Consider the following 12446-nt stretch of genomic DNA (forward strand, 5'->3'; position numbering starts at 1 on the left):
GGATGGAACAGACAACGATAACGGTAGTAGGCGCGACCGGAACGCTGGGAACCTTGATTGTTCGTACGCTGTTGGCGCGCGGCGTACACGTCCGCGCGGTGGTTCGTGCGACCAGCAACCGCGCCAAACTGGAGGCGCTCGGGGTAGGGGACTTTGTTGTAGCGGATCTGATGCAGCCCGACGCCTTACAGCGCGCTCTGGAAGCCGAACCTCGCGCGACGGCCGTGATTGCTTGCGCGGCAGGGTTTAGCGCGCATTCCAGGCGGACAAAGGGAAACGACGCCAGGACGGATACCGAGGGCTATCGCCACTTGATTGACGCGAGCAAGCGCGCGGGTTTGCCGCGTTTCATCTTGATCTCGATTCTTGAATGCGATAAGGCCGTTGGCGTGCCCCATTTCCATCAGAAGTTCGTGACGGAGCAATATCTGGCGGAGAGGCAACAGCCTTACCTGGCCCTTCGCGCTGCAGCTTTCCTCGATAGATCAAGAGACGTCCTGGCCGAAAAGGTCAAGAACGGGATTTTCCCCGATGTGGCCCCAGGCGTCGCGATGGACATGGTTTACGCGCCGGATCTGGCGCGATATGCGGTTGAGGCCGCGTTGGACTTGCCGTCGTCGGCGTTGAACCAGAGTGTCGATATATGTTGTGATGCGCCCGCTACAGGGCCGATCGTGGCCGAGGCATTCACGCGTGCGATGGGCCGAAAGGGCGTTGCGAAACCAGCGTTCTCGCCCCTGTTGACGTTTGCGTTGCCGTTGATCGTGCGAATCGTCCCCTCGCTTCGGGAACGCCTGTTCCGTAGCCTGAAAACGGAGTGGGTTCCGACCACTGGATATATGAGCGCCGGGGAAGCGCATCGCGACATCAGCTGTTACCTGATGCAGCGGTACAACTGGATTCGGCCACATCAATTCAATGACGGTATAGCGCCGGCCGTCACAAAGGAAAAACTTAACCCGGTGTCCGGCGTGAGTTGACCACTACATTTACCCATTAACCTTACTGCGCCATGGCATCCTTCAAATAGACGCTATGGGATAAACCACCCCTAACTTGTCGCGTCGTGTCGTCGACGAGGACTTCTTCGTCGCCCGCTTCGATCGCATCCAAGGCCATGCGCACGACGTCCTCTGGCTTTGATTTTGGAACATCCAGACCGCGCGTAAAGTCTGTGTCAATGAACCCAGCGTGAAATCCGGTGACTTGTGTGCTCTGCGCACGCAACTCGTTCCGTTGCGCGTTCGTCAGCGCCCACGCTGCGGCTTTGGAAACCGCGTAACCCGCAATCATCGGCGTGCTCGTCCAGCTAAAGAGGGACAAGATATTCAGAATCGTGCCGCCCCCGTTACGGCCCAACGCTGGCGCAAATGCTTCACCCATTGCTTGAGTCCCGAAGAGATTAGTTTCTAACTGCTCGCGTAAGGTTGCCGCTGCGCCTTCTTGCGTAACGCCGCCGATACGAACGATTCCGGCGTTATTGATGAGGAGGGTGATGTCCGAACACTCCTTTGCAACCGCCAGGACGTCATCGGGGTTCGTAATATCCAATTTGATGGGAATGACGCCGGGCAGATTCACTTTGGAAGGATCACGCGCGCCGGCGTACACTTTCTTGGCGCCCCGTGCCCAAGCTTCCGTCGCGAATTGCAGGCCCAAGCCACGATTAGCACCCGAAATAAACACAACTGAATCTTTGATCTTCATGATGATCTTTCCTAAAAGTAGGTAATAAAACAATAAAATATGACGTTCATCATATTTTTAATCGAGCAAATAAGAAAGACGGACCTACGTTAAACCGACCTCTGATACATACGCTTACTTATACCTGCTTAACAGAGATGCCCGGGCGGACGCCAAGACCGCACGTCCCGCATCGTTATCGCCTAATGCTCTCGCGAGTTGCATTGCGCCGATCAGTGCGGCTGTCACAGCCCAGATGTCTGATACTTCGGCATCATTGCCCATTGCGTCCTCTACTAACATTACAAGATTGCCGACAGCAATCCGCGAGGCGTCGACGACGTTCGCCGCTTGGTTGGGAAACTCTCCACACAGCGCCGCAACCGGACATCCATTTTCTCTATCCGCAATCTGCCCATCTGACAAATAGGTTTCGATAAATGCCCGAAATGCACTCAATCCTTGCTTACGCAGCGCAGACGCGTGCGTGGTGATGACCACAGCGATTTCCTTGCTTGCCTGCGCGACAGCCTGAGCCAGCAGCTCATCTCTGGACGCGAAGTGCGCGTAGAAGCCGCCGTGCGTCAAGCCAGCTTCTTTCATCACATCGGCAACACCGACATCACGAAAGCCATGTCTCCGTACTGCACGAGCAGCAGTTGACACAATGCGTTCATGAGACAGCGCCTTTTTTCGACCAGATTCCGATTTCATGTGTGTATGATACATGAAAAATATGATGAGCATCATATTTTTCATGTTGCTACTTTTGCCAGTCAGAGCGACGAATGAGGCCGCAAACGTTTAAAGGTTTGGGGGTAGGGTCTTTGTCGGATATTGCGTCCGTGTCATGCATCAGGCCCGCACAGTAAAGCAACTCTCGATGGAAGTTAAGATTGCTTAGCTTGCTTGCCAACGCCTCGAAATAAAAGACACGGCAGGAGTGGTGATAAAGCAGAGGCGTTACGGTACGAGACTACGCAAGATAAGGCTGATCACCACGGACAAGGCCGCCTCGTTTTCCTCGCGCGAACGGTACTGTAAAGAGCCAGGATGAGAAAACAGCCGTACTGCTACGGCAACGCCGGCAGCCACTTCATCCAAAGGCGTCTTCCGTTCGAATTCGCCAGACTCTCTTCCCGCTTGAACCAACTCACGTACCATCGCGTCGAGGGCATCCTGATGGCCATTTGCCGTGCACCAAGACTCCTCCATTGCCGCCACAACCAACTCTTGCAGCCGTGATCCGTCGAAAAATATGTCAAAGCTACGCTCAAGCGTGAGCTGCATGAAGCGTCTCAGCCTTTGTGATTGCGTACCGGGTCCGTCTACAACCTGTCGTAGCGCCGCATCCATCTCGCCAAGCACGTTGGCGCATACCGCTTCGCCGATAGCTTGTTTTGACTTGAAAAAGCGATAAATATAGGTGCTAGAGACACCAATCGCTTTCCCCAGGTCGGCAACCGACGTCTTGCGATAGCCAAACAGGCGAAAGTGATCAGCCGCCGCAGCAATGATCTGGAGACGTCGCTCGTGGTCGGCGTTGCCGCGTTGACCGGACGTGGGCAACTCAACTGACTGTGTGATAGTGGCATCCATGTCCTAATTATCCCTGAATCCTGCCGTTTTTTCCAGTTATATAAGATTGAAACTGTAATCTGAATCTATCGCATTCTGCTTGCCAACGTCATGCGCAATAAGGGTGTAACCCTAAAGGGCAACGATAGCGGTCACAGTCAATCTGGACATTTGGTTACAGAAATGATAAACTGTAACTACCCCAAAAGTTTGAATCGCGTTTCCGTGCCGCCCGCTGTTCCTGGGCCGCCACCTTGGTCGGCCAAGAAAACTGAACGTCAAAAATGAGGGTGCGATCTAGGCATAACGTCGGGCCTAGCGCATCACATAATGGAGTAACTCATGGCCAAAGTTTTGCTGGAACCGTCACGCACATTTGGCGAATTTCTGCTTCTTCCAAATCTCACGTCGGAGGACACCACGCCAGCGAATGTGTCATTGGCCGCTCCGTTGGTAAAGTTCAAGCGTGGCACCAAGCGCCGAGAGGGAAGTTTATGGTGATCGTCACCTCGCGCGATTACATTCAAGAGGACTTTGAACAGGGGTCTTTAGTCGCCGATATCATGAAGCCCGTAGAAAAAATCATCTCGGGTGTGGACGGTAGACATTAACCGAGGCAAACACGCTGATACGGCGCAACAAGCTCAATGTCCTGCCGATTCTCAATAAAGAGGGTTATCTATGTTCGCTCGTCTTCCGGAAAGACTATGACGAACATGTGAACAACCCTCGCGAATTGCTCGACGAAAAGAAAAAATTATTGGTAGGCGCTGGGGTTAATACAAGAGATTTTGAAACGCGGATTCCCGCATTGGTCCAGGCGGATGCGAATATCTTTTGCATCGATTCGTCGGATGGTTTTTCTGTTTGGCAGAAGCACGTAATTGATTTCGTGCGGAATAAGTATGGCGACGAAGTCAAGATTGGTGCGGGAAATGTGGTTGATGCACGTGGCTTCAATTATCTTGCGGACGCTGGCGCCAATTTTGTGAAGGTGGGCATCGGCGGTGGAGCAATTTGCATCACGCGAGAGGAAGAAGGTATTGGACGAGGTCAAGCATCGGCTTTGATGGGTGTCGTCTCCGCGCGCGACGAATATTATGCAAAGACAGGCGTCTATATCCCCATATGCTCGGACAGCGGCATCGTCTATGACAATCATATGATTGTCGCGTTGGCGATGGGCGCGGATTTTTTGATGATGGGTCGATATTTTGCGCGATTCGATGAGAGCCCTGCGGCGCTGGTGAAGCTGGGCTCAAGCTACTACAAAGAATACTGGGGTGAAGGCTCGAATCGCGCCAGAAATTGGCAGCGTTACGATTCGGGCGACAAGGCAGATAGCAAGAGCGGCATGATCTTCGAGGAAGGAGTAGACGCCTACGTTCCCTATGCCGGCAGGTTATCGAAGAACGTGGATCTCACTGTTACGAAAATCAAATCGACGATGTGCAGTGCGGCAGCTTGACGCTTCGTGAGTTCACGGAAAGTGCCGTGCTTACCGTCGTATCCGCATGAGCCTTCGCGAAGCCGGAACGAACGACGTTTTGAAGAAAGAGGAATCCGGTATCCGTAACGACTGATCTGCCTGTCGGGCAGACAAGCGCCGCCGATCCATTGGTGATGGTCGGTTGCTGCACGAAATCATCTGATCGCGGCGGTTTTCGTACGAATGGTTCCCTGATCGCTCCACCCACCTCCTAACGCATTAAACGTCTCGATTGCTGAGCGCACGGTCGACGACTGCGCGACGATTCGCGCTTCTTGTATCTGCTGAAGCTGAGCATCAGCGGACAACAGGTCCAGTTGGCTATTGTGACCGGCCTGGTAACCCGTCGCGATTGAAGCACGCGCCTCGGCAAGAGACGCTTCTCCATTCTTCAACACCTGTTGCTGCTCGTCATACTTCGCGAGCGCTGAGAACGCGTTTTCTACATCGGCGCTTGCCTGAAGCACGCTTTGGCGGTACGCGGCCAAGGCTTCTGCGTTTCTGCCTCGTGCCGCACGGACCTCCGCGTCAACACGCCCGAAGTCGAATAGTCTCCAACGTAGCCCAAAGACACCAAACGCCTCGTTAGCAGGTGACTCGAATAAATGTCCGCCTACCGTTGTTGTCGATCCAGCAAGCGCAGAGAGAGAGAACTTGGGGTAATAATCAGACAGCGCTACACCGATCCTTGCGTTCGAAGCCGCAAGTTGACGCTCCGCTGCAATGATATCCGGGCGGCGACGTAATAGCTCTGCTGGCCCGGTCGCAGTGCTGATGGCGGGCGCGTTGGGTATCGGTGCAAGCGCATCGAGTTGTGCATCAGGTGTCCCTGGGTTGCGTCCCATAAGAACGTCTAGTGCGTTTCGAGCGCTCACTAATCCCGTTTGAAGGGCGGGTACAGTCGCGAATACGGCCGCATAAGAGGCTTGCGCTTGTTTAAGCTGCGTTTGAGGAGCCAGTCCGCGTGTGGCGAGCAGACCAATGAGTTTGACCCGTTCGCGTTGCGTCGACATTTCCTCTTGTGCGAGGTTTAGTCGCGCCTGTAAGGTCCTCACGAGGACATACGTGTCGGCCGTCGTGGAGATCACCTTCAGCCGCGCAGCGGTGGCCGCCGCTTGACTCGCTTCGTAATCCGCTCTGGCTGCTTCTGCATTTCGACGCAATCCGCCGGCAAGGTCAATCTCCCAGGACGCCTCGGCACCCACCGCATAGTCATAGGCATTCCGATTGTATCCCGGTAGGGACCGCGCTTCCGCGGCGACCACTGGATCTTCCAGAGAGAGATGGTTCCGGCTGGCCTGCGCGCTGATATTCGCTGAAGGCAGCAACGCCGACCGAGCGCTCTCTACCCCGGCACGGATTTGATCAACGCGGGCCATTGCTTGCGCGAGGTCTAGATTTTGGGCGAGCGCAACGTGGATGACGTGGTCAAGTTCCGGATCATCGAAGCCTTCCCACCAGTTAGACAGTGCGGGTGCCGTCTGAAGCGCGGACCGGTTCGTCACGTCTCGTGCGCCGGCGAAGTGATCAGGTAAAGAGACAGTCGGTGTTTTGTAGTTCGGCCCCACTGCACAGCCCGCAATAAACACGGTTGCAGTAGAGGCAGCTGCAGCAATAACGGCGTTCTTGAACGAAGCGAGCATGATAAGTTGCAACGTCATAAAAAGGAAGTTACAGTTTGGATCGCATGTAACTAGCTGTCAATAGGTTACGAGATTAATCAATTGTAACTATGACAAAAACGCCAAATCTGCCCGACGAGTCTGCCGACTTGGGCCAGCGAGGAAATGCCGATCATGAGCGACGCCATCAGATCATAGCGGCCGCAGAGCAACATTTTCGACTGTATGGCTTTCGCAAAACTTCCGTTGCAGACCTGGGAAAAGCGATCGGTGTCTCCAGTACCTACACTTACCGATTTTTTGAATCGAAGAAGGCTATCGGTGAGGCAGTCGTCGCATCCGTTCTGGGCCGTCTTGATCACGAATTGCGGCAAGTAGTGGAAGCGCCTGGAACCGCAACACAGAGACTTAGACGCTTCGTCGAGCTGACATTATCGAAGAGCCTCGATATTTTCTTCGATGGCACGCATATGCACGAGTTAGTCGCGGCGGCGGTCGAAGAGAACTGGGTGGCGACCTACCATCACGCCGCAGTACTACACGATATGATCCGAGAGCTGATTAGCGCTGGACGTTCGAGCGGAGAATTCGAGCGCAAAACGCCGTTAGACGACGTTTCGGATGGCGTCGCCGAAGCGCTACGTCTTTTCTACCATCCGATGTCCTTGCAATTCCGTTCTCGTGCTGAGTTGGACAGGGCGATGTCGACCGTGGTCAGCTTGATTCTACGAAGCATGGTGCGATAAATGAGTTACTGGTTATCATGTTACATCTTGACAAAATCGTAACGTGATAACAGAATTCGGCAAAACTCATTCTATCGGAGTGCCGCCATGTTTCCGCACTTGTCACACAAGGCCTTAGCGCTCAGCGTCGCTGGGCTGCTTGTCGGGTCCATTGCTGCGTGTAGTCAATCTCACCCGGCTGACCCTCGTGTTGATCCCCCGCTGGTCGAATCTTGGACCGTCAAACCCGCCGGCACCGCTGACCGTAGCTTTACCGGCGTGGTTTCTGCACGCGTCGAAAGTGGCCTTGGTTTTCGGGTCAATGGAAAAATTATTCAGCGCTATGTCGACGTCGGTCAGCATGTCCGTCGCGGTGACGCATTAATGCGTCTTGACCCGGCTGACTTGGCCTTGGCGGTAGCGGCTCAGCAAGGTGTCGTGGAGGCGGCCAAAGCGCGGTCTGTGAAAGCGGATGCGGATCTTGCTCGTCTCCACGGGCTGGTCCAGCAAGGCGCGATATCGGCACAGGACTACGATTTGTCGGTGGAGGCAGCGCGAATCGCAAAAGCCCAGCTAGCAGCAACGCTCGCGCAATCAGACCTCGCACGCAACGCCGACAAATATGGCATCTTGCGAGCCGACTCTGACGGCTTCGTCGTCAGTCGTGCCGCAGATGTGGGGCAGGTTGTTGCTGCGGGGCAGACGGTACTCACGGTTGCTCAAGATGGTCCGCATGAAGCGCTTGTGAATTTGCCGGAAAATGTGCATCCCGCCCTCGGGTCGACCGCTTCCGCATCCCTATACGGATCATCCCAAGATGCTTTCCCCGCGCAGCTCCGGGAACTGTCTCGCTCCGGCGATGCCGTAACCCGAACGTACGCAGCCCGTTATGTATTGACCGGCGCCGGTGCAGCCGCCCCACTGGGGTCCACGGTCACGGTGAGCCTTCCGCAAACAGATAGCAGTAGCGACATGATCGTTCCGCTCGGAGCCCTTTATGACCGAGGCAAGGGGCCAGGTGTTTGGCAGATCGGCGCCGATTCACGCCTTATGTTCCGACCGGTATCTGTGAAGTCTCTAGGTTCCGAAATGGCAACCATTTCATCGGGCCTTACCACCGGAGAAAAGGTGGCCGCGATCGGCACTCACCAACTCACCGATAACGAGCAAATCCGTATCGCCAGCGAAAAGTGGACCGATGGGAGCACTAGCACGGACGGGGAAAGCAAATGAGCGGATTTAACCTGTCTGCCGTCGCCGTTCGCGAGCGCGCGGTAACTTTGTTTCTCATCATCGCGCTGGTGGTCGCGGGCGCCATCACCTTTTTGAGTCTTGGTCGCGCAGAAGACCCCGCCTTTACCGTCAAGGTGTTGACCGTCACGGCAATCTGGCCTGGCGCCACGGCACAGCAAATGCAAGACCTTGTTGCCGACCCGCTTGAGAAGCGGATGCAAGAGCTTGATTGGTACGATCGTGTAGAGACTACTACGCGGCCGGGTCTTGCTTTAATGCAGTTGACGCTAAAAGACTCGACACCACCCAAAGACGTTCCAGAGCAATTCTATCAGGCGCGCAAGAAGCTTTCCGATGAAGCGTCGAAACTGCCGCAGGGCGTGATCGGACCGTTCGTCAATGATGAATATGCGGACGTGACTTTTGCGCTTTATGGGCTCGACGCTCCCGGATTGCCGCCTCGACTCCTGACGCGTGAAGCCGAAAGCATACGTCAGGACATGCTGGGCGTACCTGGCGTGAAAAAGGTAACGATTCTCGGCGAGCGCCCAGAGCGCATTTTTGTAAATTTCTCATACGCGCGACTGGCGAACCTTGGCGTGAATCCATCGGACATCTTTAGCGCATTACAAAAGGAGAATGCCATTACGCCGTCTGGATCAATCGATACTGATGGTCCGCAGGTGTATGCGCGTCTGGACGGCGAGCTGAATGATCTACAGAAAATTCGTGACACACCCATCGTCGCAGCGGGCCACACGCTAAAGCTGTCGGACGTTGCTGAGGTCACGCGCGGATACGAAGATCCGGCGACGTTCTTGATACGACACAACGGTGTGCCGTCTCTTGTACTTGGCGTGGTGATGAAGGACGGCTGGAACGGGTTGGCATTAGGCAAGTCACTTAAGCAAGAACAAGACAAGGTCTCGTCTGCATTACCTGTCGGCTACACATTCAGCAAAATCACCGATCAAGCCGTGAACATTGCAGACGCAGTGGATGAGTTCATGCTGAAGTTCTTCGTCGCGCTCGGAGTGGTGATGCTGGTGAGCATCGTCAGTCTTGGGTGGCGCGTGGGCATTGTGGTCGCAGCTGCAGTACCACTTACGCTTGCGGTGGTATTCGTCATCATGATGATCACCGGCCGGATATTTGACCGAATCACCCTAGGCGCGTTGATCATTGCCTTGGGCCTGCTTGTCGACGACGCGATCATTACGATCGAAATGATGGTCGTGAAGATGGAAGAAGGCTACGACCGAATCGCAGCTGCCACCTATTCATGGAATCACGTAGCGCCAGCGATGTTAGCGGGGACCATGACAATTGTCATCGGGTTCACGCCGGTTGGCTTTGCCAGGTCGACCGCGGGCGAGTATGCCGGCAACATTTTTTGGATCGTGGCCTTTGCGCTCATTACGTCATGGTTGGGCGCGCAAACCTTTACACCCTATCTCGGCGTAAAGCTCCTCCCGAAGATCAAGCCAATCGAAGGTGGTTTGCACGCCATCTACAACACCCCAAGATATGAACGACTTCGAAAAATGGTACGCCGAGGGGTCGATTATAAGTATTGGGTAGCGGGCGCTGTACTCGTACTATTTGTGCTCTCTATTATGGGAATGGGCGTCGTCAAGCAACAGTTTTTCCCGGCGTCGGATCGGCCAGAGGTGCTGGTCGAAGTACAAACGCCAGAGGGCTCTAGCGTAGAGACGACGGAAAAAGCGACGATCCAAATTGAGCAATGGCTGAAGAAGCAGCCAGAGGCGAAAGTCGTCACAAGTTATATCGGACAGGGCGCACCACGATTCTTCCTCGCCTACAACCCTGAGCTGCCCGATCCGTCTTTTGCGAAGATCATCGTGCTGACTCCTGATGAGAAATCTCGAGAGGCGCTGAAGCTCCGTATGCGACAGGCGGTATCTGACGGTCTAGCGCCTGCGGCGCGAGTTCGCGTCACACAGCTTGTGTTCGGACCATATACGCGGTTCCCGGTTGAAATGCGTGTAATGGGCCCTGACGAAGGCAAGGTGAGTGATATCGCGCAAAAGGTCTTTGCCATCATGCAAGCGAATAAAGATATGCGTCAGGTCAACATGGACTGGGCCGAAAAAGTGCCGACGATGCATTTCGTGTTGGATCAAGATCGTTTGAACCAAATGGGGCTCACGACTGAGGATGCATCCCAGCAAATCCAGTTCTTATTGACTGGCGTTCCGATCACACAAGTGCGCGAAGACGTTCGCACGGTTGAAGTGGTGGCCAGAAGCGACGGAAAAACGCGGCTCGATCCGTCCAAGATACAAAATATGAGTCTGGTTAATCGAGAGGGCAGAGTTATTCCAATCAGTCAGATTGGGCATATTGTCATACGTGCCGAGGATCCGATCCTTCATCGCCGTGACCGGTTGTCGACTGTGACCGTTCGGGGTGACATCAACGAAGCGCTTCAGCCACCGCAGGTGTCGATGGAAGTCATGCAGCAACTCGCGCCCATCATCAAAGCCTTGCCACCGGGCTATAGGATTGAAATGGGTGGGAACATTGAGGAAGCAGGTAAAGCGAATGCCGCGTTGGCGCCGATCTTCCCGATCATGATCGTGCTCATCCTGCTTGTGCTGATACTGCAGACTCGGTCCTTCCCAACGATGGCAATGGTTTTCTTAACAGGCCCCCTTGGAATCATCGGCACCGTTGCTACGTTGCTGATTTTTCACCAGCCGTTCGGATTTAACGCCATTCTTGGACTGATAGGGCTGGCCGGTATCCTCATGCGGAACACGTTGATCCTTATCGAACAAATTAGGAATAACGTGCATGACTTGAAAATGAATCCATACCACGCGGTAGTGGAAGCAACAGTGCAACGTGCGAGACCAGTCATGTTGACGGCCTTAGCTGCGGTACTGGCATTCATTCCTCTCACGTCGTCTGTCTTTTGGGGGTCTATGGCTTATACCCTTATCGGGGGGACCGCCGTAGGCACAGTTCTGACGCTCGTTTTCCTCCCTGCTTTGTACGCAATTTGGTTCAAAGTAAAGCGCCCCAAGGAGGAAGATACCTTACCGGTAGCTGTTTAAAAGCGACTACTTCTAGCTATCGCTTCGTCCCCCCAATCGACGTTTGGAAAGTGTAGGCGTTAAGAATTCACGTAAGCGTCCGGTGATCCCGTCTTGACTTAGGATGATGGTTTTGCATCGATAGGATCCTTTTGATGGAAGACCCGCGTTTAGTGTTAAATCGGGTGGTCGTTGTCGTGTTGCCGCGCGCACCGCTCGTTAAATGGATTAACGACGTAGGTCCGGCGCAAGCAGGAGTGGTCACGCTGGAAGACGCTCGAGAGGATCCGACCTCTTTGCTTGTCCCTGTGCGGCGCGACGACTTGGATGAACGAGGACAGAAATGGCTACGCCTGAACTGGCGCTTCGTGTTTGAGCAGACGTTGCACGACTGGTATGTCGATGAGGCGATGTGGCCGCGCTCGAGAACCAAGAAGATGTTTGAGGAGTGGATCGAGGTACGGATGCACTCGATCGTGCTCGATTGCTCCCGCCTAACTCTTGAGTACGACGAAGACGATACAAATTAAAGCGCGAGCTTCCATGGCAGGAGTTCGTCGACGCGATTCACGGGATGTTCTGCAATCACACTGAGAACATGACGTAGGTAGGCCTCGGGGCCCACCCCGTTGAGCTTGGCCGTGCCAATCAGGCTGTAAATTGCGGCCGCTCTTTCGCCGCCCGTGTCTGCACCGGCGAACAAGTAGTTTCGACGTCCCACGGCGACGCCACGAAGCGCGCGCTCCGCCGCATTATTGTCTATTTCGAGATACCCATCATCGACGTAACGCGTCAACGCTGGCCATCGATTTAGCGCATGTAGGATCGCTTTGCTCGTATCGGATTGCTTCGACAGAGTCGTCAGCGTGCTCGTATACCAAGCCTACAGCCCGTCAAGCAGCGGCCGGGCATAGTGTTTTCGATAGGCGCTACGTTCGTCGCCAGGTTTGCCGCGTATCGCTTCTTCCACCGCATATAGCTCAGCGATACGCCGCAGCGCTTCCTTGGACTTCCCCCGGTACGGCGGACATTTCTGGCCTATGATTTGAGCATA

General features: G+C 54.6%; 9 protein-coding genes and 3 pseudogenes. 7 read left to right on the plus strand and 5 right to left on the minus strand.

What is annotated here, in order from left to right; all coding sequences use genetic code 11:
• Positions 1–2 precede the first annotated feature (2 nt).
• Together ABEG21_RS20870 and ABEG21_RS20875 are read left to right on the plus strand one after the other, a co-directional pair.
• Positions 3–698 (plus strand): annotated as a pseudogene (locus ABEG21_RS20870) (NAD(P)H-binding protein); the annotation flags it as partial.
• Between the two features lie 90 nt (positions 699–788).
• Positions 789–980 (plus strand): annotated as a pseudogene (locus ABEG21_RS20875) (IS3 family transposase); the annotation flags it as partial.
• A 22-nt stretch (positions 981–1002) separates the two neighbouring features.
• On the opposite strand, the gene ABEG21_RS20880 reads toward ABEG21_RS20875, so the two are convergent.
• From ABEG21_RS20880 to ABEG21_RS20890, 3 genes are all read right to left on the minus strand, one after another.
• The gene (locus tag ABEG21_RS20880) at positions 1003–1707 is read right to left on the minus strand and encodes an SDR family oxidoreductase (protein ID WP_347557334.1); all 705 of its coding nucleotides are present in this window, start codon (positions 1705–1707) and stop codon (positions 1003–1005) included.
• 114 nt (positions 1708–1821) lie between these two features.
• Positions 1822–2445, minus strand: a complete 624-nt coding sequence (locus ABEG21_RS20885) for a TetR/AcrR family transcriptional regulator (protein WP_347557335.1) — start codon at positions 2443–2445, stop codon at positions 1822–1824.
• Positions 2446–2649: 204 nt separating this feature from the next.
• On the minus strand, positions 2650–3285 hold the full coding sequence (locus tag ABEG21_RS20890; protein ID WP_347557336.1) for a TetR/AcrR family transcriptional regulator: 636 nt from the start codon (positions 3283–3285) through the stop codon (positions 2650–2652).
• 697 nt (positions 3286–3982) lie between these two features.
• Here ABEG21_RS20890 and ABEG21_RS20895 point away from each other — a divergent pair.
• Complete coding sequence (locus tag ABEG21_RS20895) at positions 3983–4732, plus strand: IMP dehydrogenase (RefSeq protein WP_347557337.1); 750 nt, start codon at positions 3983–3985, stop codon at positions 4730–4732.
• Positions 4733–4908: 176 nt separating this feature from the next.
• Here the strand turns inward: ABEG21_RS20895 and ABEG21_RS20900 are convergent, their stop codons facing one another.
• On the minus strand, positions 4909–6396 hold the full coding sequence (locus ABEG21_RS20900; protein WP_347557338.1) for an efflux transporter outer membrane subunit: 1488 nt from the start codon (positions 6394–6396) through the stop codon (positions 4909–4911).
• Between the two features lie 89 nt (positions 6397–6485).
• Between ABEG21_RS20900 and ABEG21_RS20905 the strand changes: the two genes are divergently transcribed.
• From ABEG21_RS20905 to ABEG21_RS20920, 4 genes are all read left to right on the plus strand, one after another.
• Positions 6486–7121, plus strand: a complete 636-nt coding sequence (locus ABEG21_RS20905) for a TetR/AcrR family transcriptional regulator (protein ID WP_347557339.1) — start codon at positions 6486–6488, stop codon at positions 7119–7121.
• An 87-nt stretch (positions 7122–7208) separates the two neighbouring features.
• Positions 7209–8333, plus strand: a complete 1125-nt coding sequence (locus tag ABEG21_RS20910) for an efflux RND transporter periplasmic adaptor subunit (RefSeq protein WP_347557340.1) — start codon at positions 7209–7211, stop codon at positions 8331–8333.
• Positions 8330–11413: an efflux RND transporter permease subunit gene (locus tag ABEG21_RS20915; RefSeq protein ID WP_347557341.1), complete on the plus strand. Its 3084-nt coding sequence runs from the start codon at positions 8330–8332 to the stop codon at positions 11411–11413. The genes ABEG21_RS20910 and ABEG21_RS20915 overlap by 4 nt, the downstream gene beginning before the upstream one ends.
• 134 nt (positions 11414–11547) lie before the next feature.
• Positions 11548–11922, plus strand: a complete 375-nt coding sequence (locus tag ABEG21_RS20920) for a hypothetical protein (protein ID WP_347557342.1) — start codon at positions 11548–11550, stop codon at positions 11920–11922.
• On the opposite strand, the pseudogene ABEG21_RS20925 reads toward ABEG21_RS20920, so the two are convergent.
• Positions 11919–12401: pseudogene (locus ABEG21_RS20925) on the minus strand (transposase); the annotation flags it as partial. The gene ABEG21_RS20920 and the pseudogene ABEG21_RS20925 overlap by 4 nt on opposite strands.
• Positions 12402–12446: the final 45 nt, after the last annotated feature.

Source organism: Robbsia sp. KACC 23696, assembly GCF_039852015.1.
In the GTDB taxonomy this organism is placed as follows: Bacteria; Pseudomonadota; Gammaproteobacteria; order Burkholderiales; family Burkholderiaceae; genus Robbsia.

Excerpts from the sequence above, each read along its gene's own strand:
- ABEG21_RS20905 (WP_347557339.1), top strand. The coding sequence starts at position 6,486 with ATGACAAAAACGCCAAATCTGCCCGACGAGTCTGCCGACTTGGGCCAG.
- ABEG21_RS20920 (WP_347557342.1), top strand. The coding sequence starts at position 11,548 with ATGGAAGACCCGCGTTTAGTGTTAAATCGGGTGGTCGTTGTCGTGTTG.
- ABEG21_RS20885 (WP_347557335.1), bottom strand. The coding sequence starts at position 2,445 with ATGAAAAATATGATGCTCATCATATTTTTCATGTATCATACACACATG.
- ABEG21_RS20880 (WP_347557334.1), bottom strand. The coding sequence starts at position 1,707 with ATGAAGATCAAAGATTCAGTTGTGTTTATTTCGGGTGCTAATCGTGGC.
- ABEG21_RS20915 (WP_347557341.1), top strand. The coding sequence starts at position 8,330 with ATGAGCGGATTTAACCTGTCTGCCGTCGCCGTTCGCGAGCGCGCGGTA.
- ABEG21_RS20890 (WP_347557336.1), bottom strand. The coding sequence starts at position 3,285 with ATGGATGCCACTATCACACAGTCAGTTGAGTTGCCCACGTCCGGTCAA.
- ABEG21_RS20910 (WP_347557340.1), top strand. The coding sequence starts at position 7,209 with ATGTTTCCGCACTTGTCACACAAGGCCTTAGCGCTCAGCGTCGCTGGG.
- ABEG21_RS20900 (WP_347557338.1), bottom strand. The coding sequence starts at position 6,396 with ATGCTCGCTTCGTTCAAGAACGCCGTTATTGCTGCAGCTGCCTCTACT.